Origin of the sequence: Microvirga lotononidis, assembly GCF_034627025.1 — a bacterium.
GTDB lineage: Bacteria > Pseudomonadota > Alphaproteobacteria > Rhizobiales > Beijerinckiaceae > Microvirga > Microvirga lotononidis.
This window is the reverse complement of record NZ_CP141048.1, coordinates 519,734-539,258: the sequence shown is the minus strand read 5'-3', so window position 1 is coordinate 539,258 and position 19,525 is coordinate 519,734. Positions and strand designations below refer to the sequence as shown.

Here is a 19,525-nt window from a genome sequence, read left to right as displayed (position 1 = left end):
CTCCTCAAACCCGGCCCAGGGCAAAGCCCTTGGCGATGTAGTTGCGAACGAACCAGATCACGAGCGCGCCCGGCACGATGGTGAGCACGCCGGCAGCGGCGAGCAGTCCCCAATCCATTCCGGCGGCCGAGATGGTGCGCGTCATAGTGGCGGCGATCGGCTTGGCGTTGACCGAAGTGAGGGTGCGGGCCAGCAGAAGCTCGACCCAGGAAAACATGAAGCAGAAGAAGGCGGCGACGCCGATGCCCGAGGCGATCAGCGGCATGAAGATCTTCACGAAGAAGCGGGGATACGAATAGCCGTCGATGGCGGCGGTCTCGTCGATCTCCCGTGGTACGCCCGACATGAATCCTTCCAGGATCCACACGGCCAGCGGAACGTTGAAGAGGCAATGGGCGAGGGCCACGGCCCAGGGCGTATCGAACAGCCCGATGGCGGAATAGAGATTGAAGAAGGGCAGGGCGAAGACGGCGGCCGGCGCCATGCGGTTCGTGAGCAGCCAGAAGAACAGGTGCTTGTCGCCGAGGAACCTGTAGCGCGAGAAGGCATAGGCCGCCGGAAGCGCGAAGGAGATCGACAGCACCGTGTTGATGACGACGTAGCTCAGCGAGTTGATGTAGCCCGAATACCAGCTCGGGTCCGTGAAGATCCTGATGTAGTTGTCGAAGGTGATCTCCTTCGGCCAGAGGGTCAGGCCGGACGTGATCTCCATGTTGGTCTTCAGGCTCATGTTCAGAAGCCAGTAGATCGGCAGCATCAGGAACAGGAGGTAGAGCGTCATCACCACAACGCGCCCGCTGATGCGAGGGCCGGACAAGGCACGGTTCGCGGCCAGCGGCGCTGCGACGGGCTTGGTATCGGAGCTGCCGACGGCGATGGTTCCGGTCATGTTTCGACCCTCTCTCGCTGGGCATCCACGTTAGTCATGACGGTGTAGAATACCCAGCAGATGGCGAGGATGATCAGGTTGTAGACCAGGGACATGGCGGCGGCCTTGCCGAGGTCGAACTGCCCGAGCGCCAGCTTCACCAGATCGATGGACAGAAATGTGGTCGCGTTGCCCGGGCCGCCGCCGGTGATCACAAAGGGTTCGGTATAGATCATGAAGGAATCCATGAAGCGCAGGAGAACCGCGATCAGCAGAACGCGCCGCATCTTGGGCAGCTGGATGGTGCGGAAGACGGCCCAGCGCGAGGCGCCATCGATGCGGGCCGCTTGATAATAGGCGTCGGGAATGGATTTCAATCCGGCATAGCAGAGAAGCGCGACCAGACTCGTCCAATGCCAGACATCCATGACGATGAGGGTCGCCCAGGCGTCGATGGGATCGTTAGTGTAGTTGTAGTCGATGCCGAGATGATTGAGTGTCCAGCCGAGCAGGCCGATATCGCCACGGGCGAAAACCTGCCAGATCGTGCCGACCACGTTCCACGGAATGAGAAGCGGCAGGGCCATCAGGACGAGGCAGAGCGCGACGGTCCAGCCCTCCCGCGGCATGGCGAGCGCCACCGCGATGCCGAGCGGCACTTCGATCATGAGAATGATCGCCGAGAAGAGAAGGGTGCGCCACAGGGCGCCAAAGAAGCGTCCGCCGAGTTCCGTGGAGGGATCGAGCAGTTCCTGGAACCAGCCGATCCCATTCCAGAAGAACTGGTTGTTGCCGAAGGTGTCCTGAACCGAGTAGTTCACCACGGTCATCAGCGGCAGGACAGCCGAAAAGGCCACGATTGCGAAGACCGGCAGAACGAAGATCCAGGCCTTGTTGTTGACGGTTTTCGTCATGTCCGGCCCTCGCCGATCGGCTCGCCCGGGACGAGGTGTCCATTGGCATAGATGTGGATCTGGCGCGGATCGAGCGCGAGGGCGGCTTCGTCTCCGTCAAGGGAGATGTCCTCCGGAACGCTTGCGGCCAGAGGGCGGCCGTTCATCTCCACGCGGGCAATGCGGGCACGGCCGATATCGTCGATGCGACGGACCTGGACAGGCAGTCCCGATCCTCGCGGCTGAAGGCGCACGAATTCCGGCCGGATGCCGAATTCGACCCGCTCGCCATCATAGAGCGCCCGATAGGTCCGCTGCAGGGGAATGGCTTGATTGCCGATGAAGGCCGTAGCGCCTTCGACCTTGCACGGCAAGATGTTCATGCCCGGCGAACCGATGAAATGCCCGACGAAAGTGTGGGCGGGGCGTTCGAACAGTTCGTCGGGTGTTCCCGTCTGCACCACGGCGCCGTCATGCATGACGACCACCTTGTCGGCGAAGGTCAGCGCCTCCGTCTGATCGTGCGTCACATAGATCATGGTGATGTCGAGGGTGCGGTGGATCTCCTTCAAGGTCGAGCGCAGCTGCCATTTCAGGTGCGGATCGATTACGGTGAGCGGCTCGTCGAACAGGATGGCCGCCACATCCGGGCGCACCAGGCCCCGCCCGAGCGAGATTTTCTGCTTCATGTCCGCCGTAAGGTTGCTTGCGTTGCGGTCGAGCACGCGGGTCAGGTCGAGGAGGCGCGCGATCTCCTCCACCCGCTCGGCGGTCGTGTCGCGCGGGACGCGCCGGTTCTTGAGCGGGAAGGCCAGGTTCTCGCGCACGCTCATCGTGTCGTACACCACTGGGAACTGGAAGACCTGAGCGATATTGCGGGCTTCCGTGGCCAGGTCCGTCACATCGAGATCGTCGAAGAGCACGCGCCCGCGCGTGGGGCGGACCAGCCCTGAGATGATGTTGAGCAGGGTCGTCTTGCCGCATCCGGACGGCCCCAGCAGCGCATAGGCGCCGCCTTGGCTCCACACATGGTTGATCTCCTTCAGGGCGTAATCGTCTGCGGTGTGAGGGTCGGCCCTGTAGGCATGGGCGAGATGATCGAGGGTGATGCGGGCCATCGGTCTCTCCTCACGCCGCTCGCAGGGCCGGGTCGGCAGCGGCCAAGCGGCCCCCTGTGTCGAACAGGAACAGGTGTCGCGGATCGATATAGGCCGTAACAGGAGATTTCGGCTCCAGCCGCCTCACGCCCGGAACGAGCGCAATGAGGCGATGCGCACTGGCATCGAGATGGACATAGCTTTCCGACCCGGTGATCTCGGACACGGACACGATGGCCGGAATGGCGATCCCGTCGGAGCCTGTCGGTTCGAAGGTGAGGTGATGAGCTCTGAAGCCGATTGTGTATTCTCCGTCCGGGACGGCCGCGAGCGGACCTGACGTGCGGATCTCGGCCCCCGTGCTCAGGATCACTTGGCCGTCCGCCTTGCGGGCGCTCAGGGTGTTGAGCGGCGGATCGGAGAAAACCCGGGCCGTGGTCAGATCGTCAGGGCGGCGATAGACCTGCGGTGTCGGTCCGAACTGGGTCACCCGGCCTTCGAACAAGGTCGCCGTGTTGCCGCCCAGGAGCAGGGCTTCCGACGGTTCCGTCGTCGCATAGACGAAGACGGCGCCCGACGCCGCGAAGACACGCGGCAATTCCTCGCGCAGTTCCTCGCGGAGCTTGTAGTCGAGATTGGCCAGGGGCTCGTCGAGCAGGACGAGATCCGCGCGCTTCACCAGCGCGCGGGCGATGGCGGTGCGCTGCTGCTGGCCGCCGGAGAGGTTCAAGGGCTTCCGGTCGAGATAGGGTTCCAGCTTCAGGAGCCTGGCGGCCTCGCGAACGCGCGTGTCGATCTCTGCCTTCGGCAGCCTGGCGACCCGCAGAGGCGAGGCGATGTTCTCATAAACATCGAGCGACGGGTAATTGATGAACTGCTGGTAGACCATGGCCACGCTGCGGCGTTGCACGGGCCAGCCCGTCACATCCCGCCCGTCGACGAGGACGCGGCCCGTGGTCGGCACATCGAGCCCGGCCATGAGCCGCATGAGCGAGGTCTTGCCGGCAAGCGTCGCCCCAAGCAGGACATTGAGAGAGCCCCGCTCCAGGGACAGATGAACGTCGTCGATATGCGTCGCGGCTCCGACCTTTTTCGAAACGCCTTCCAGAGCAAGGGTCATCGGCACTGCTCTGTTCGATGGAGGGCTTCGAGAGGGGACGAGATGGGGTATGGAGAGATCGTCGCGGTGCCAAGCTCCACCGCGTTTCGGGCCCTCGCGTGCCCGCATGCGCTACCACTCACCGCGACGCCGAGCGTCGCCGATTCTTGCGGACCCAAGAGCGCTTCTCCCGGCTGCAGCCCTTAAGGGCCTAAGCTTTCTTTTGTTGTTACGGTGAAGGTAACTTGCCCCCATGACGAAAGCAACTGCCCGATATCTTCGCGGAAGTGGTCTTTGACTGGACTGAACTGTCAAGGTGCTTCGGGCGGGAGGGGCGACTGCTTCGCTTGGAGCGCATTTTTGAACCGAAGGGTTCTTCGTGAGTTCAAGCTCCACATGCCGGTTGCGCTCTTTTCTGACAGTGGCCGGGCCATTCCTTCGAACCGCTTGGGAGAATGCCATGCCAGAAACCGCAAAGCCGCTCGCCATCGTGACCGGTGCCTCCTCGGGTATCGGGTATGAACTTGCGAAACTCTGTGCCGAGAACGGGTACGATCTCTTGGTCGCAGCGGATCTGGCTGCCATTCACGACGCGGCGAAGGATTTTCAAGGGCTCGGCGCCAAGGTCGACGCCGTCGAGGCTGATCTTTCCACCCTCGAGGGCGTCGACAAACTTTATGCTGCAGCCGGTGGACGACCGGTCGACGCGCTCCTGGCCAATGCCGGCCATGGTCTCGGTCATGCCTTCCTCGATCAGGATTTCACCGAAGCACGCCACGTGATCGACACCAACATTACGGGGACGCTCTACCTGATCCAGAAGGTCGGACGGGACATGCGGTCGAGGAACGAGGGCAAGATCCTCATCACCGGCTCGATCGCCGGCTTCATGCCGGGCACCTTCCAGGCCGTGTACAACGGCACCAAGGCTTTTATCGACTCTTTCTCCTTCGCGCTGCGGAACGAACTGAAGGATACGAACATCACGGTGACATGTCTGATGCCGGGCGCGACCGAGACCGAATTCTTCGAACGGGCCGGCATGGAAGACACACAGATCGGTCAGGACAAGAAGGATGATCCGGCCATGGTGGCGAAGGTCGGGTTTGATGCCATGATGAAAGGCGAAGGCGACGTGGTGAGCGGCTGGAAGAACAAGTTCACCACCATTCTGGCCAATGTGACGCCGGCCGGCATGCTCGCCGAACAGCACCGAAAGATCGCCGAGCCCGGATCGGGCAAGCGTTGACCGCCACTTTGTTGCGGATTTGTCCGAATATCCCTCGCGCATGCCACGTTGACGATTGCGTCCTGATCGGTCAGGAGCGGTGCTGAAACCGCGAGGGATTTTTCCATGACCAACGCGACGGACCTGCTGCCGCGCCTGACGAGCCTTCTCGGCCCTGCGGCCGTCATCACGCAAGGGGCGGATCTCGAGCCCTATGCGATCGACTGGCGCAGGCTCTTTCCGGGCAAGCCCGCCTGTGTCGTCCGTCCGTCCTCAGTCGAGCAGGTCGCCCGGATCGTGCAGATCTGCCGCGAGGCCGGGGCCGCCATCGTTCCGCAGGGCGGCAACACGGGGCTCGCCGGTGGAGCGGTCCCGGATGCGTCAGGCACGCAGGTCGTTCTGTCCCTCAATCGCATGGCCGCCATTCGCAGCGTCGATCCGGTCGGCCTGACGATCGAGGCCGAGGCCGGGTGCATCCTGAAAGTCGCTCAGGATGCCGCCGGCGCCGCCGGGCGCCTGCTGCCGATCAGCCTGGCGGCGGAGGGCTCGGCCACCATCGGCGGCGTGATCGCGGCCAATGCGGGTGGCGTGAACGTCCTGCGCTACGGCATGACCCGCAGCCTCGTGCTCGGCCTCGAGGTCGTTCTGCCCGACGGCACGATCGTCCACGGGCTGCGGAAGCTGCGAAAGGACAATGCGGGCTACGACTGGAAGCAGTTCTTCATCGGCAGCGAGGGGACGCTCGGGATCGTCACGGCGGCCGTCCTGAGGCTTCTGCCGCGGCCCAAACACTCGGTGACGGCCTTGCTCTCGGTCGCGGACCCCGCGGCCGCCCTACGCCTTCTGGAGCTCGCCCAGGACGAGTTGGGCGACCAGATTTCGGCCTTCGAGTTGATCTCGGCCACCTCCATGCAGCTTGTCGCCAAGCACGCCGGCTTGAAAGCGCCCATCGCAGAGGGCGAATGGTTCGTGCTCATCGAAGCGGCTTCCAGCCTCGCAGGCCTGCGGGAGGCTGCCGAGACCATGCTGGGGGCGGCGTTCGAAAAAGGGATGGCACTCGATGGCGTCATCGCCGAATCAGGAGCTCAGGCCAGCCAGCTGTGGGCGCTGAGGGAGCATGTCACGGAATCCGAGGCGCGGGAGGGTAAGAGCGTGAAGCACGATGTCTCCGTGCCGCTCACGGAGGTTCCGCGCTTCCTCATCGAGGCCGGGGAGGCGCTCGCGGCCGGCGCACCGGGCACGCGCGTGAACGCCTTCGGACACCTCGGAGACGGCAACATCCACTACAATGTCCTCGTCGACGAGAGACATGATGCCAGCCACGTGAACCGGATCGTGCACGATGTGGTGGCGGCTTTCGGCGGAAGCATCTCGGCGGAGCACGGCATCGGCCAGTACCGCGTGGGCGAGCTGGCGCGCTATCGCGCCGCGCCCGAGATGGATCTCGCTCGGACGATCAAGCGGGCGCTCGATCCCGACAACCGGCTCAATCCGGGCAAGGTGCTCTCAGCCTGAGCGCCTCACCCCCGGCCGAGCGAATAGAACTCGTCGTTCGGCCGCATGCTGGTGACGTTGGCGAGGCGGTTGGACATGGCAAAGAATGCCGCGATCGCCGTGATGTCCCATACATCATCCTCTGAGAACCCAAGGGTGCCTAGCGCGGCAATGTCCGCGTCGCCGACCGAGTGTGCCTCGAGCGCGACCTTCATGGCGAAATCCAGCATCGCCTTCTGTCTCGGCGTGATGTCGGCCTTGCGGTAATTGATCGCGACCTGGTCGGCGATCAGCGGATTCTTGGCCCGGATCCGCAGGATGGCCCCGTGGGCGACGACGCAATATTGGCATTGGTTGGCGTTGCTCGTCGCCACCACGATCATCTCTCGCTCGGCCTTCGTGAGATTGCCGGGCTTGTCCATCAGGGCGTCGTGATAGGCGAAGAAGGCGCGGAACTCGTCCGGGCGGCGGGCCAGCACGAGAAAGACGTTCGGCACGAAGCCCGACTTCTCCTGAACCGCCAGGATCCGCGTGCGGATATCCTCCGGCAGGTCGGCGATCTCGGGAACGGGAAAACGGCTGATGGGCGAATTGCTCACGATGGCACCTCTTGTTGTTCGGACCCGGCCAGGAGGTGGCATTCCAAGGGTCTTGTTGCCATACTGAGCTTATTCAGGTTGGATCCTGCTCACAATGCGCAAGAGCATCGCGCGGAAAGTGGAACCGGTTTTCCGCACGATGCTCTCTTCTATAGAGGAAACGTCGGATCCAGCCCGAAAAGTGCAAATCCACTTTTGGGTCCGATGCTTCAGGAGGGATCCGGAGGAGAATGCCGATGAGTGCCCAGCAGGCCGTTTCCAGCAATGACATTCTGCTGCGCGACGAGCGGGACGGTGTCGTGACGCTGACGCTCAACCGCCCGGCCCAGTTCAACGCCTTGTCCGAGGAAATGCTGTCGGCGCTTCAGCAGGCGTTGGACGACCTGAGGGACGACGAAGCGGTGCGCTGCGTTGTTCTTGCCGCCTCCGGCAAGGCCTTCTGCGCAGGGCACGACCTCAAGCAGATGCGGGCCAATCCGCGTCAGGAGTATTATCAGGCGCTGTTCGCGCAGTGCAGCCGGGTGATGCAGGGAATCGTCAAGCTGCCCGTTCCGGTGATCGCCCGTGTGCACGGCATGGCAACCGCGGCGGGCTGCCAGCTGGTCGCGTCCTGCGATCTGGCGGTTGCCGCCGAGAGCGCGACCTTTGCCGTCTCGGGCATCAACGTGGGGCTGTTCTGCTCCACGCCTGCGGTCGCGCTGTCCCGCAACATCACGCCCAAGCATGCCTTCGACATGCTGGTGACGGGACGCTTCATTTCGTCCTCCGAAGCCCTGTCCTTTGGGCTCATCAGCAGAGTGGCGCCCGATGCCGAGCTGGATGATGCCGTCGCCGCCTTGACGGCGGAGATCTGCGCCAAGAGCCCCGTGGCGATCCGGACGGGCAAGGCCATGTTCGGCCGGCAGCGCTCCATGAGCCTGGAGGAGGCCTATGCCTATGCGGGCGACGTCATGGCCTGCAACATGATGGCGGACGATGCCGCCGAGGGCATCGACGCCTTCATCGAGAAGCGCAAGCCCGTGTGGAAGGGGCGGTGATCGCTCGTGATCACCCTGCCGCCTTATGAGCCCTGGCCATCTCCCGCAGCTGGAACTTCTGGATCTTGCCCGTGGAGGTCTTGGGCAGCTCCGTGAAGATCACGGTGCGCGGGCACTTGTAGGAGGCGAGATGCTGGCGGCACCAGGCGATGATGTCCTCCGCCGGGACTGACTGATCGGGCCTCAGCTCCACGAAGGCACAAGGCGTCTCGCCCCATTTCTCGTCCGGCATCGCGACGACGGCGGCCGCTTGAATGGCGGGGTGCCTGTAGAGCGCATCTTCCACTTCGATGGACGAGATGTTCTCGCCGCCGGAAATGATGATGTCCTTGGAGCGGTCCTTGAGTTGCACATACCCGTCCGGATACTTCACCCCGAGATCACCGGAATGAAACCAGCCGCCCTCGAAGGCCTTCGCCGTGCCGGAGGGATTCTTGAGATAGCCCTTCATGACCACGTTACCGCGGAACATGACCTCGCCGAGGGTTCGCCCGTCGGCAGGCACGGGCTGCATCGTTTCCGGGTCGAGCACGTCGAGGGCTTCCAGAACCGGATAGCGCACGCCCTGACGGGCCTTCTTGGCCGCATAGCCGCCCTGGTCGAGCGCATCCCATTCATCGTGCCATTCGTTGACCACCGCAGGGCCATAAACCTCCGTCAGGCCGTACAGATGCGTCACGTCGAAGCCTGCAGCCTTCATGGCTGCGAGCACCGCTTCCGGCGGCGGTGCGGCGGCCGTCAGGAATTTGACCGTGTGGGGAAGGGGGCGCTTCTCGGAGGCCGGCGCATTGAGCAATGTCGACATGACGATGGGCGCGCCGCAGAGATGCGTGACCCTTTGGTCGGCAAGCGCGTCGTACATGGGCTTCGCGCGCACGGCGCGCAGGCAGACATGGATGCCCGCGACGATGGACAGCGACCAGGGAAAGCACCAGCCGTTGCAATGGAACATGGGCAGCGTCCACAGATAGACGGGATGTTGGCCCATGCCGGCCGTGAGGATATTGCCCATGGCGAGCAGATAGGCGCCGCGATGGTGATAGACGACGCCCTTCGGGTCGCCCGTGGTGCCCGAGGTGTAGTTCAGTGTGATCGCGTCCCACTCGTCCCGAGGCGGATTCCAGGCGAATTCGGGATCGCCCTCGGCCAGGAACTCCTCGTACTCCATGGCACCCAGTCGCTCGCCCGGGCCGGTGAATTCAGGATCGTCGTAGTCGATGACGAGGGGCTTGACCGAAGATCGCGCCAGCGCCGCCTTGACGGTGGCAGAGAACTCCCTGTCCGTGATCAGCACCTTGGCTTCACTGTGGTCCAGGGAGAACGCGATGATCTTGGCATCAAGGCGGGTGTTCAGCGTATTGAGCACGGCCCCGGCCATCGGGACGCCGTAATGGCATTCGAGCATGGCAGGGGTGTTGGGAAGCATGACCGAGACCGTATCGCCGCGCCCGATTCCACGCCGGGCAAGCGCTGACGCAAGCCGTCGGGCACGCGCGTAAAAGTCACGATAGTCGCGAACCAGGGGGCCGTGGATCACGGCGGTCCGGTCCGGATGAACGCTCGCGGCCCGCTCCAGGAAGGAAAGCGGCGTCAGCGGCTGGTAATTCGCCGGGTTCTTGTCGAGGTTCGTATCGTAGATCGTTGAGGTCATTGGCTTTCCTCCCCCGCTGCCGAGTATCGCCAGGAGGGAGGAGGCTGACAATCCTACGAAATGTCAGCCGTTGAATGGCCTGCGGAAGCTCATTCCTTGATCGACGTCATGGCACGCTGCGCTTTCGCCGTGATCTCACCCCAGGCTTGCGCACGGATGTCGGAGGTCTGGCAGACCCACGATCCGCCGATGGCCACGACATTCGACAAGGCGAGCCAATCCCGGGCGTTCTTCTCGTCGATCCCGCCCGTCGGGCAGAAGCGCGCCTGCGGGAACGGTCCGGCGAGGGCTTTCAAGGCCGGGATCCCGCCGGATGCGACGGCCGGGAAGAATTTGACGGTCTGAAAGCCGTGGGCGAGAGCCGCCATCAATTCGGACGCGGTGGCGATGCCGGGAATGAACGGCATCTCGCTCCGGCTCGCCGCTTCGAGCAGGTCGGGCGTGGCACCGGGGCTCAAGGCATAACGCGCGCCGAGGGCCTGCGCGCGCTCCAGATCCTTCGGGGTCAGGACGGTCCCGATGCCGACGATGGCCTCGGGCACGTCCCGGATGATGGCCGCCGCTGATTCTGCCGCAGCGGCAGTGCGCAGGGTGATTTCCAGCAGGCGCAATCCGCCTGCGACGAGGGCACGCGCGAGGGGAACCGCATCCTCCACACGTTCCAGCGTGATCACCGGGACGATGGGACCGGCGCGGAGGAGGTCAGCCAGCGTCTTGCTGCGAGCGCTGGCGAGATCCTTCGGGTCTTGAGGCATGGGAGGAACTCCTTGGATGGAGATGGAGGAAAAGCTTATGGCATCGCTTCGCGCGGGATGATCGCGCCACGATAGCGCACGACCTGTCCGGCGAGGCGATGGCCTGCCGCCGCAGCGGAACGCTGGCTCTCGCCCGACAGGCGCGCATTCAGATAGGCGGCGGCGAAGCTGTCGCCGGCGGCCGTGGTGTCGACCACGTCTTCCGCAGGCTTGCCGGGCACGAGGATGTCCTCACCTTGCGACAGGACGCGGCAGGTCAGGTCGGGATGTTTGAGAACGATCTCTGCCTTGCCCGAGAAGGCGAGCAGCTCTTCCACACCCTTGCTGCCGAAGAGAAGGTCGAGGTCTTCTGTGGAGGCGAGGATGATATCGGCGCAGGCGAAAGCCTCGCGGAAGGCTGCTCGTGCGACGTCCGGATCCGGCCAGCCGCGCGGGCGGAAATTCGTGTCGAAGGCCACAAGTCGGCCGTTGGACCGGGCGTTGCGAAGAACGTCGAACAGGCGCTCTCGCCCGCTCTCTCCGTAGAGCGAGAGGGAGATGCCCGACAGGTAGGCGAGATCGTATGTGCCGATGGCTTCGATGATGCTTGCGGCTTCCGGTGCCTGGAACAGCAGGCGCGCAGCTGCGGTTTCGCGCCAGTAGGAGAAGCGACGCTCCCCCTTCGCGTCCGTCTGGATGATGTAGAGCCCCGGGAGACGTCCGGGCAGGCGCAGCACCCGTTGTGTCCCAACGCCTTCCTTGTTCCAGGCCGTGATCAGCTCATCGCTCCAGCTGTCGTCTCCGAGCGCGGTGATGTAATCGGTCGGCGTCCCGAGGCGGGCCAGGTAGACGGCGGTATTGAACGTATCGCCGCCGTATCCCCTCGATAAACGGCCGTCGGCCTCTTCGCGGAGCTCGATCATGCATTCACCGATGCAGGCGACTTGAGTCATGTTTCCACCATGGCGTCTTCGGATTGTGGCGAGCCTGAGCCCTATGTCGATTCAATAACCGGAATACTGCGATTTTGCGACAGGGGAGGTGCCGCCAAATTATCCACGAACATCCAATCTCCGGGGCAGGGGAGGTCTGGCGGCCGTAGGAGACCGCGCGTCGAACGCGAAAAGCGGTTCTGGCAGTGATGTCCCTTTGCATTCGAGCCGTTTCGATGCCTATGCCGCCTCGAGGTCGGAGTGCGCTGCAAAGGGCCGTGGAACCAGCATTCGGGTGCTTCTTGACGAGAAATCGACAAGTATCCCTTACTATTGTGCGGAAACCCGGCTTTGCCATCTTTAATTCTTGGCTGAAAGCGTTATTGAGAATCTGCTGTCTTATGCATTCACCATCTACAATAAGGAGTTCCTGATGGCCAAGACTGCAACCAAGGTTTCCAAGAAGGCCCCGGCCAAGAAGGCTGCGGCGCCTAAGGCTGCAGCGAAGGCATCGTCGAAGGCTGCCAAGGCGCCTGCAAAGGCCGCCAGCAAGGCTGCTGCGACTAAGGCTGCTGCGACGAGGGCCCCGGCAAAGAAGGCGGCTGTGAAGAAGGTTGCGAAGGCCTCCTCCTCGGCATCGTCCCCGATCCTGACGCTGCGCCATATCGCCGAGAAGCTCTCCGAACTGCACGAGCTTCCCAAGCGCCAGGCCAATGAGATGCTGACCCAGGTTGTCGAGATGATCGCCAAGAGCCTGAAGAAGGGCGACAAGATTCGCCTGACCGGCCTCGGCATCCTCCAGGTGCGCAAGCGCGCCGCGCGCATGGGCCGCAATCCTCAGACCGGCGAGCCGGTGAAGATCAAGGCCTCGAAGAAGATCGCCTTCCGCGCGGCCAAGGATCTCAAGGAATCCATCTAACCTTAGGCCAACGGGACAGCGCCCGAGGTGGGTCCCGGTGAGTTCCAACCAGAGAGCAAGGCGGCCATCCGCCTTGCTCTTTTTCGTTCTAAGGGCGTCGCGTTCCCGGATGCTGCGGTGAACCGGTCCCGTTCTGATCGAGAATGAAACCAGAGTTCCCTGCCATAGGCTCGCTCGGAGACTCTTGCTCTGGTCGAGGCCATGTCATGCATTCGATGGCGGGCCGCCCTTTGGGACGATGTGGGGCCTCGCACGCCTATCGGCGCGTTGGCCCGTCGCAATCCCGATCAACGGGCGCGCTGCTGGCGAAGCGAACATATCGTCATCGATGCCATCGGCATCGCGGCCGATGGATGGTTGGATGGCGGTCGAATGCGACGAGGCAGGGGAACACCCGCCTCGCGGCGTGTCATCCGACGATCGAGCAGGGGACACAAGACGTGATCAGATCTTTGAAACACGTCCGATGCTCAAGCTTTTAGACGGCGCATCGCTCGGGGCGGGTCCCAAAGCGCGAGCGATGCGCTAGAGCTTTTTCGGCGAAGCGGATCCGGTCCGCCGTCAAAAAATGCGGCTCCGCCAAGAAGTGAGATGATCCCACGCCAATGGGAACAGCTCTAACGAGTATTTTGCAATTGATCGATGTCGTACTCGCCCCTCACTGTGACGAGGCTTGCCACGATTACTCTTATTTCAATCGAAACTTATTTCGGTCATGCCGCTGATGCGCGAATGAGCGCCTCGCTAGCGGGGAGAAGACGTCTATCAGTTGAACGCGTAGCTTGCTGCCTCTCCCATCAGAGCCGCCTTTGCTGCGAGAAGCAGGGCCTCGCCGAGCTCTCGCGCGTGCTCCGGTGTCATGGCAACGGGCATCTGGTGGCGGATGCCGCGCTCGTATTCCTCGGGCGTGGTCGCGAGTTCGATCACCATCATTGCGTCGCGGCCGTCAAGCGTGCCGACGGAGAAGCTGGTGAGAGCGCCGATCAGATCCATATCCGGTTTCATGGTTTTGCCCTTTGCGTAGCGTAATTAATCATTACTCGAACGGAGTCCCCCTGTCTGCTCTGCGTATAGAGGGTGGATTTTGTTACGTGTTTCCGGGGGCTTCCGCGATCGAGCGGCCGTGCCATCGCTCGTCTTGCTATTGTCCTCGTGGATCGGGGAACGATCTGCATCAAGTAGATTTGCCGATTTATCGGCAAAATTTGCGTATCAAATGCCTGATTGGAACGTTGACAGACACTAATCTTGGCCGCGATCGCGTGCCGGGAGCGGAGGTGGTCATGGCGAATAGGCTTTTGAGTACTCTCGCGTTCTTTCTATTGGCCGGCGATGTTCTTGCCGCCAGTCCAGCCGCTCCGGGAACCCAGCTCGATGTCGCCCTTGTGATCGCGGTCGATGTATCGTCCTCCATGGAAAACGACGAGCAGACCCTTCAGCGGGAAGGCTTCATCGACGCCTTCCGGTCCTCTCTCGTTCATGAGGCGATCGGGAGCGGCCTGAATGGCCGCATCGCGGTGACTTATGTCGAGTGGTCGGGTGTCAAGGATCAGCGGGTCATCGTGCCGTGGATGATCATCGACAGCCCTGAAAAGGCGATGTCGTTCTCGAACCAACTCGCCTACCAGCCCATTCGGCAAGCGGGGATGACCTCCATATCGGGCGTGATCGATCAAGGCGGCAAGCTCTTCGAGCAACTGGGAGGAGCGCCGCTCCGCCGCGTCATCGACATCTCCGGCGATGGGCCCAACAACGACGGCCGTCACGTCACCTATGCGCGCGATGAAGCGATTGCGAATGGGATCATCATCAATGGCCTGCCCATCATGTTCAGACGCGGTACCGGCAGTGCGGACCAGGAGGATCTGGATCTCTACTACAGGGAATGTGTGATCGGGGGCGCAGGATCCTTCGTGATTCCCCTGCATGATCCCGAGCAGTTCGCCATGATCGTCCGCACGAAAATCATGCGTGAGGTTGCGGGAATTGTTGACCCGCGGCCCTTGATCGTCCCGGCTCAATCAGGAAGCATGAATTGCATCACGGGCGAAAGACGCAAGCAGGAGGATCTGTTGAGCCAGGAGAAGAAGCCCTGAGCGGCGCTTCAACTCTCCTAGCGCATCGGACGGAAAAGTGGACCCGGTTTTCCGGCTCATCCGATGCGCCACGCAAGAGAAAGAGCATCGGATGAATCCCAAAAGTGGTGTCCACTTTTGGGTCCGAGGCTCTAGGCTCATCCACGGTTACTTCATAAGGCCGGCAGACCTGAGAGCCTTCGTGATCACGGAACCGATATCCAAAGGAGACGGCGCCGGCCGCTCACGCCATGGTGCGTCGCGTGCTGCATCCGCCATATCCGGTACTTCCGTCACGGAGGGGAGCGCATGAACGGTCGCTGCCGTATCGCGGGCGACAGCGTCATTCGAAACCCGACGTGATGCTGTCTCTTCCAAAGACTCCGTCAATCCCCAAAACTTCACGATCCGGTAGCTCGACGAAATGCCGACATCGAGCAGGAAGGGGCCCGCCGTGCCATAATTGTGCTCGTCATTGCCGACAGCGAGGGGCGTGCCGTGCGCCATTCCGGTAATGACATATTCCTCGATGATCTCTTCGCCTGCGTCATTGGTCCAGGCGCGTCTCGGATAGCCGTCGACGACGTCGCTGCGGTTCGCTTCGGTGCGCAGGCCATGGACGTTCGTCCATTGCTTGATGATTTCGCCCGCATTCATCGGCTTGACCGTCGCATCGGCGCTGCCGTGCCATACGGAGATCTTCGGCCATGGCCCCGTGTGGGGTGACGCCGTGCGCACGAGGGCGCCCCATTCCTCGGCCGATCGCGTCTGGCCCTGGAACATGCACTCGAAGGCTTCCGGAATGCTGGTGGCGGAGCGATAGGGCAGGCCCGCGATGATGGCGCCGCCGGCGAAGACCTCCGGATAGGCCGCAAGCATCGTCGAGGTCATCGCGCCGCCGGCTGAGAGCCCGGTCACGAAGATCCGGCTGCGATCGACGGCGTATTGCTCGACCGCATGCTCGACCATTTGCCGGATCGAATGAGCCTCGCCACGATCCCGTTCGATGTCGCCGAGCTGAAACCAGTTGAAGCAGCGCTTCGGATTGTTGCTCTCCTGCTGCTCGGGGTAGAGCAGAACGAATCCGTAGCGATCCGCAAGCGCCGACCAGCCCGAGCCATGATCGTAGCCTGCCGCCGTCTGCGTGCAACCATGCAGGACAACAACGAGTGCGGGAGAAGGCGGCAGACTTTCCGGAACGTAAGCCAACATTCTCAGATTGCCCGGATTGGAGCCGAATTCCGTGACTTCATTCAGCCGTGTCGGCACCGACGGGCTTCCCATGATAGGGGATGCCGCGTTCGACGCATTCATCACGGTTTCCCACTGACGGCGGTATTGTGCCAATTGGCGAATCATTTGCCCTAAGCGTTGCATAATGACTGGGCCCTTTCGGGTAAGGTGTTATCTCAAAGTCAACGCCTCATATGGGGTCTATGTTGCAATGCACAATATGCTTGTTGCATTGCGTCATGACAACGGGTTTCCCGTTCCGTCCTCACGAGAGCTGGGCCGTTTCGTGAAACAACCGAAGCAGAAGGTTATGGCTGCCGCCATAAAAGATCAGGCCGGGACATACTGATGTCCCGGCCTGTTTCCTTCATCAGGGGCGCTTGTCGAAAGACCGCTTCCTGTCCTTCGGGCGCTTGTGATCTTTCGGACCTTTGCCGTCCTTCGCGGCCCGGAAGGGAGGAGGTCCGCTTCGCTCCTGGGAGCCCTTGCCCTTCGGCTTGTCCCACGGCTTGCCTTCGCGGGGCCGCCTGTCGGGGGCCTTGCCCGGTCCGGCGTCGGCGGGCTCGATCCGGATGTCCTCGTCATTGGACTTGCGGACGGCCGAGGCGAATTTCGGCGCATGGGACTTCGCGATCTCGAACTTTGTCTCGCGATCGAAGATCTTGATCGAACCGATTTCCTTCTTCGTCACGTGTCCCAGGCGGCAGATGATCGGCAGCAGCCAGCGGGGATCGGCGTTGTTGCGGCGTCCGACGCTCATGCGGAACCACACCATGTCCTCGGACGAGCGTTCGAAGCCCTCGTCGGACGCTCCGCGGCCTCTCTCCTTGAAGCCACGCTGGCGCTCGTCCTGGCGCTCGCGCTTGTCCTTGCGCTGGCGCGGCTCGCGGTCCGCGCCCGCATCGACGATCTCTTCCGGCGCGGGCAGGCGCGCGCGGAAGAAGCGCGCCAGGGCATTGGCGATATCCTCGGCCGAGCGCTCCGCCAGGAGAGCCCGCGCCATGGCGAGATCATCGTCCGTCACCTCTTCCGAGAAGATCGGATCCTGCATCATCCGTTCGCGGTCGCGCTGGCGGATTTCGTCGGCGGAGGGAGGCCCGGCCCAGGTCACGTCGACGCCGGCCATGTCGATCAGCCTCTCGGCCTTGCGGCGGCGCGTATAGGGCACGAGCATCACGCAGACGCCCTTGCGGCCCGCGCGGCCCGTGCGGCCGCTGCGGTGCAGGAGCGTCTCGTGATCGTTCGGCAGGTCGAAATGGATCACCAGGCCCAGATCGGGCAGGTCGATGCCGCGGGCCGCCACGTCGGTCGCCACGCAGACGCGGGCGCGCCCGTCGCGCAGCGACTGCAGGGCGTTGCTGCGCTCGTTCTGGGTCAGCTCGCCCGAGATGGCGACCGCCGCGAAACCGCGCTCGATCAGGCTGGCATGCAGATGCCGCACCGCCTCGCGGGTGTGGCAGAACACCATGGCGCCCCGGCTCTCGTAGAAGCGCAGGACGTTGACGACCGCATGCTCGACCTCGTTGGGAGCGATCCTGAGCGCGCGATACTCGATATCGCCATGGGGCTCGTTCTCGACCAGGGTGTCGATGCGATGCGCGTCGCGCTGATAACGCCGCGCCAGGGTGATGATGTTTTTCGGCAGGGTTGCGGAGAACAGGAGCGTGCGCCGATCCTCGGGCGTCGCGTCGAGGATGAATTCCAGATCCTCGCGGAAGCCGAGATCGAGCATCTCGTCGGCCTCGTCGAGCACCACGACGCGCATCTTCGAGGTGTCGAGGCGCCCGCGCTCCAGATGGTCCCGCAGGCGGCCCGGCGTCCCGACGACGATATGGCAGCCGTCTGCCAGGGCCCGCTGCTCCCGGCGCACGTCCATGCCGCCGACGCAGGAGGCGACCCGCGCTCCGGCCGGGCCATAGAGCCAGATGAGTTCCCGGTTGACCTGGAGGGCCAACTCGCGGGTCGGGGCGATGATCAGGGCCAGGGGCTCGCGCGGGGCGTCGAAGCGTTCGGCATCGCCCAGGAGGGTGGACGCCATGGCGAGGCCGTAGGCGACGGTTTTGCCCGAGCCGGTCTGAGCGGAGACGAGAAGGTCGCGGTCGCGGGCGTCCGGCTCCAGCACCGCGGCCTGGACGGGCGTCGGATCGTTGTAGCCTCGGTCGGCAAGGGCACGTTCGAGGCTGGGATTGGTCGTTGGAAAAGGCATGTGAATAGGGCTGAACCGTGTTGGGGGAGGCTGCTAGGGGCTCCGGTAAGGATGATCAGCCGGAGGCGGCGGCGTCGTCAATTTCGTCGATGGACACCAGGAACACGACATCGATATCGAGGTCGCCGTCATAGTCTTCGTCGTCTTCTTCGACCTCGTCCTCTTCGTCCAGGGCCTCATAGAAGGCATCGATCTCGTGTTCCGATGCGGGCCGTGTCGTCAAGGCAGCTGAGCCGTCCCAGAGGGATCGGCCCTCGCTCTTAAACGACTTTAAGTCATCTTTAAAGCTCTCACTGAAAAAGAGTTCGCGGGCTTGCCCCTCGTCCGCGTTCGTCACGGCAACGGCCTGGCCGTCGATTTCCAATGTGACCATGGCTCTTCCTTCGACAACAGGTTGATCAAAGCACTAACGCCCAGGTGCGGAATTCGATCAAACCTAACCTTCCGAAGGCTTTTTTGCCTCTCGAAGCATGTGAAAAGCACTTAAGACCAGTATAGACACGAAGCGACCAATATGAGACCAGTTAAGCCGTGAACCCGACTGGTCCCATTTATCATTTCCGGTCTCTGGACCGGCTTTCCCTGCCAGGCTCCCGTATCAACGAGGACGGGATCGGCCTGCATGGACCTTTTGCCTGGGTCATCGACGGGGCGACCGGCCTGTCCGATGAGCAGCTCACCTCAGGGGGAAGCGATGCCGCCTGGCTCGCCGGCACCGTCGGAGGCCGCTTGATGGGCCTCGCCCGGGACGAGAGCGCCGACGCGGTGCTGCAAAGACTCGAGGCTGCCATCGATTCGGATTTCCGGGAGGCAACGGCCCATATCCGGAACATCGACGATCATCAGGCACCCTCCGCCTGCCTCGGCCTCATCGAAACGATGCCGGGGGAGGGAGGGCGCGTCCGCATCCAGGGGCGCTTCCTCGGCGACGTGATCGCCCTCCTGCCCACCGAGCACGGCATCGTCCGGTGGAGCGACGAACGGGCAAAACCCTTCGAGAGGAAGACGCTGGCGGCGCTCGGGGCCCGGGAGCACGAGCCGGGGTCCATCCCCGAGACGGTCAGGCGCCAGATCCTCGAGAACCGAGCCAGTCTCAACCGGCCGGACGGCTATTGGGTCGTGAATCCGCGCCGCCCGTGGGCCGGGCAGGAGCTGCGTTTCGACGCGCAGGTGGAGGCGGGCGCCCCGATCGTGTTGGCGACAGATGGATTCATGCGGCTCGTCGATGTGTTCGGGGCCTATTCGGACAGCGCTCTTCATGGCCGGCTCGCGGCGGGCATGGGAGCCGACCTGATGCAGGAATTGCGGGAAAGGGAGCGGGGCGACCTCATGGCGGGTGCCTATCCTCGTGTTAAAACCCACGACGACGCGACCTTTCTCGTGATCTCAGCCGAGCCACACGGCTGAAGAAAATTCCGTCCGGTGCGATCGAGGATCGGGCCGGATGGTGGGAGGACAAG

At 63.1% G+C, this 19,525-nt stretch carries 18 protein-coding genes; 6 read left to right on the top strand and 12 right to left on the bottom strand.

Annotated elements, in window-relative coordinates:
* Positions 1-4 precede the first annotated feature (4 nt).
* The 4 genes from U0023_RS02370 to U0023_RS02355 form a co-directional block, all read right to left on the bottom strand.
* The gene (locus U0023_RS02370; protein ID WP_040639101.1) at positions 5-781 is read right to left on the bottom strand and encodes a carbohydrate ABC transporter permease; all 777 of its coding nucleotides are present in this window, start codon (positions 779-781) and stop codon (positions 5-7) included.
* A 104-nt stretch (positions 782-885) separates the two neighbouring features.
* Positions 886-1,782, bottom strand: a complete 897-nt coding sequence (locus tag U0023_RS02365) for a carbohydrate ABC transporter permease (RefSeq protein WP_009763954.1) — start codon at positions 1,780-1,782, stop codon at positions 886-888.
* Positions 1,779-2,879, bottom strand: a complete 1,101-nt coding sequence (locus tag U0023_RS02360; RefSeq protein ID WP_009763955.1) for an ABC transporter ATP-binding protein — start codon at positions 2,877-2,879, stop codon at positions 1,779-1,781. Before U0023_RS02360 ends, U0023_RS02365 begins: the two co-directional genes overlap by 4 nt.
* Before the next feature lie 10 nt (positions 2,880-2,889).
* On the bottom strand, positions 2,890-3,978 hold the full coding sequence (locus U0023_RS02355; protein ID WP_009763956.1) for an ABC transporter ATP-binding protein: 1,089 nt from the start codon (positions 3,976-3,978) through the stop codon (positions 2,890-2,892).
* Positions 3,979-4,417: 439 nt separating this feature from the next.
* On the opposite strand from U0023_RS02355, the gene U0023_RS02350 reads away from it, so the two are divergent.
* Together U0023_RS02350 and U0023_RS02345 are read left to right on the top strand one after the other, a co-directional pair.
* Positions 4,418-5,206, top strand: coding sequence for an SDR family NAD(P)-dependent oxidoreductase (locus U0023_RS02350; RefSeq protein ID WP_009763957.1), 789 nt, complete (start codon positions 4,418-4,420; stop codon positions 5,204-5,206).
* A gap of 105 nt (positions 5,207-5,311) precedes the next feature.
* Positions 5,312-6,700, top strand: a complete 1,389-nt coding sequence (locus tag U0023_RS02345) for an FAD-binding oxidoreductase (protein WP_009763958.1) — start codon at positions 5,312-5,314, stop codon at positions 6,698-6,700.
* Between the two features lie 5 nt (positions 6,701-6,705).
* Here U0023_RS02345 and U0023_RS02340 read toward each other — a convergent pair whose 3' ends face one another.
* Positions 6,706-7,320 carry a peroxidase-related enzyme gene (locus U0023_RS02340; RefSeq protein WP_085985165.1) on the bottom strand — a complete coding sequence of 205 codons (615 nt, stop codon included), beginning with the start codon at positions 7,318-7,320 and terminating at the stop codon, positions 6,706-6,708.
* A gap of 194 nt (positions 7,321-7,514) precedes the next feature.
* On the opposite strand from U0023_RS02340, the gene U0023_RS02335 reads away from it, so the two are divergent.
* Positions 7,515-8,315: an enoyl-CoA hydratase gene (locus U0023_RS02335; RefSeq protein ID WP_009763960.1), complete on the top strand. Its 801-nt coding sequence runs from the start codon at positions 7,515-7,517 to the stop codon at positions 8,313-8,315.
* Between the two features lie 10 nt (positions 8,316-8,325).
* Here U0023_RS02335 and U0023_RS02330 read toward each other — a convergent pair whose 3' ends face one another.
* The 3 genes from U0023_RS02330 to U0023_RS02320 all read right to left on the bottom strand — a co-directional run bounded on the left by U0023_RS02330 (position 8,326) and on the right by U0023_RS02320 (position 11,653).
* On the bottom strand, positions 8,326-9,966 hold the full coding sequence (locus tag U0023_RS02330) for an acyl-CoA synthetase (protein ID WP_009763961.1): 1,641 nt from the start codon (positions 9,964-9,966) through the stop codon (positions 8,326-8,328).
* 89 nt (positions 9,967-10,055) lie between these two features.
* Positions 10,056-10,721 (bottom strand): bifunctional 4-hydroxy-2-oxoglutarate aldolase/2-dehydro-3-deoxy-phosphogluconate aldolase, encoded by a 666-nt coding sequence (gene eda / locus U0023_RS02325; protein WP_009763962.1) that lies wholly within the window; start codon positions 10,719-10,721, stop codon positions 10,056-10,058.
* Between the two features lie 35 nt (positions 10,722-10,756).
* Positions 10,757-11,653 carry a sugar kinase gene (locus U0023_RS02320; RefSeq protein ID WP_009763963.1) on the bottom strand — a complete coding sequence of 299 codons (897 nt, stop codon included), beginning with the start codon at positions 11,651-11,653 and terminating at the stop codon, positions 10,757-10,759.
* 412 nt (positions 11,654-12,065) lie between these two features.
* Here U0023_RS02320 and U0023_RS02315 point away from each other — a divergent pair, with 412 nt between their 5' ends.
* Positions 12,066-12,551, top strand: a complete 486-nt coding sequence (locus tag U0023_RS02315; protein WP_009763964.1) for an HU family DNA-binding protein — start codon at positions 12,066-12,068, stop codon at positions 12,549-12,551.
* A 765-nt stretch (positions 12,552-13,316) separates the two neighbouring features.
* Here U0023_RS02315 and U0023_RS02310 read toward each other — a convergent pair.
* Positions 13,317-13,556: a hypothetical protein gene (locus U0023_RS02310; protein ID WP_009763965.1), complete on the bottom strand. Its 240-nt coding sequence runs from the start codon at positions 13,554-13,556 to the stop codon at positions 13,317-13,319.
* A gap of 278 nt (positions 13,557-13,834) precedes the next feature.
* Here U0023_RS02310 and U0023_RS02305 point away from each other — a divergent pair, with 278 nt between their 5' ends.
* A complete protein-coding gene (locus U0023_RS02305; protein ID WP_009763966.1) occupies positions 13,835-14,647 on the top strand; it encodes a DUF1194 domain-containing protein in 813 nt (270 codons plus the stop codon).
* 147 nt (positions 14,648-14,794) lie between these two features.
* On the opposite strand, the gene U0023_RS02300 is transcribed toward U0023_RS02305, so the two are convergent.
* The 3 genes from U0023_RS02300 to U0023_RS02290 all read right to left on the bottom strand — a co-directional run bounded on the left by U0023_RS02300 (position 14,795) and on the right by U0023_RS02290 (position 18,438).
* A complete protein-coding gene (locus U0023_RS02300; protein ID WP_009763967.1) occupies positions 14,795-16,003 on the bottom strand; it encodes an extracellular catalytic domain type 1 short-chain-length polyhydroxyalkanoate depolymerase in 1,209 nt (402 codons plus the stop codon).
* A 226-nt stretch (positions 16,004-16,229) separates the two neighbouring features.
* The gene (locus tag U0023_RS02295) at positions 16,230-18,065 is read right to left on the bottom strand and encodes a DEAD/DEAH box helicase (protein ID WP_009763968.1); all 1,836 of its coding nucleotides are present in this window, start codon (positions 18,063-18,065) and stop codon (positions 16,230-16,232) included.
* Between the two features lie 55 nt (positions 18,066-18,120).
* Complete coding sequence (locus U0023_RS02290) at positions 18,121-18,438, bottom strand: hypothetical protein (protein WP_009763969.1); 318 nt, start codon at positions 18,436-18,438, stop codon at positions 18,121-18,123.
* A 158-nt stretch (positions 18,439-18,596) separates the two neighbouring features.
* Between U0023_RS02290 and U0023_RS02285 the strand changes: the two genes are divergently transcribed.
* A complete protein-coding gene (locus U0023_RS02285; protein ID WP_009763970.1) occupies positions 18,597-19,472 on the top strand; it encodes a hypothetical protein in 876 nt (291 codons plus the stop codon).
* The last annotated feature ends 53 nt before the right edge of the window (positions 19,473-19,525 follow it).

Excerpts from the sequence above, each read along its gene's own strand:
- U0023_RS02300 (WP_009763967.1), bottom strand. The coding sequence starts at position 16,003 with ATGCAACGCTTAGGGCAAATGATTCGCCAATTGGCACAATACCGCCGT.
- U0023_RS02345 (WP_009763958.1), top strand. The coding sequence starts at position 5,312 with ATGACCAACGCGACGGACCTGCTGCCGCGCCTGACGAGCCTTCTCGGC.
- U0023_RS02320 (WP_009763963.1), bottom strand. The coding sequence starts at position 11,653 with ATGACTCAAGTCGCCTGCATCGGTGAATGCATGATCGAGCTCCGCGAA.
- U0023_RS02365 (WP_009763954.1), bottom strand. The coding sequence starts at position 1,782 with ATGACGAAAACCGTCAACAACAAGGCCTGGATCTTCGTTCTGCCGGTC.
- U0023_RS02360 (WP_009763955.1), bottom strand. The coding sequence starts at position 2,879 with ATGGCCCGCATCACCCTCGATCATCTCGCCCATGCCTACAGGGCCGAC.
- U0023_RS02305 (WP_009763966.1), top strand. The coding sequence starts at position 13,835 with ATGGCGAATAGGCTTTTGAGTACTCTCGCGTTCTTTCTATTGGCCGGC.
- U0023_RS02330 (WP_009763961.1), bottom strand. The coding sequence starts at position 9,966 with ATGACCTCAACGATCTACGATACGAACCTCGACAAGAACCCGGCGAAT.
- U0023_RS02350 (WP_009763957.1), top strand. The coding sequence starts at position 4,418 with ATGCCAGAAACCGCAAAGCCGCTCGCCATCGTGACCGGTGCCTCCTCG.
- U0023_RS02340 (WP_085985165.1), bottom strand. The coding sequence starts at position 7,320 with ATGCCACCTCCTGGCCGGGTCCGAACAACAAGAGGTGCCATCGTGAGC.
- U0023_RS02295 (WP_009763968.1), bottom strand. The coding sequence starts at position 18,065 with ATGCCTTTTCCAACGACCAATCCCAGCCTCGAACGTGCCCTTGCCGAC.
- U0023_RS02355 (WP_009763956.1), bottom strand. The coding sequence starts at position 3,978 with ATGACCCTTGCTCTGGAAGGCGTTTCGAAAAAGGTCGGAGCCGCGACG.
- U0023_RS02315 (WP_009763964.1), top strand. The coding sequence starts at position 12,066 with ATGGCCAAGACTGCAACCAAGGTTTCCAAGAAGGCCCCGGCCAAGAAG.
- eda (WP_009763962.1), bottom strand. The coding sequence starts at position 10,721 with ATGCCTCAAGACCCGAAGGATCTCGCCAGCGCTCGCAGCAAGACGCTG.
- U0023_RS02335 (WP_009763960.1), top strand. The coding sequence starts at position 7,515 with ATGAGTGCCCAGCAGGCCGTTTCCAGCAATGACATTCTGCTGCGCGAC.
- U0023_RS02310 (WP_009763965.1), bottom strand. The coding sequence starts at position 13,556 with ATGAAACCGGATATGGATCTGATCGGCGCTCTCACCAGCTTCTCCGTC.
- U0023_RS02370 (WP_040639101.1), bottom strand. The coding sequence starts at position 781 with ATGACGCTCTACCTCCTGTTCCTGATGCTGCCGATCTACTGGCTTCTG.
- U0023_RS02290 (WP_009763969.1), bottom strand. The coding sequence starts at position 18,438 with ATGGTCACATTGGAAATCGACGGCCAGGCCGTTGCCGTGACGAACGCG.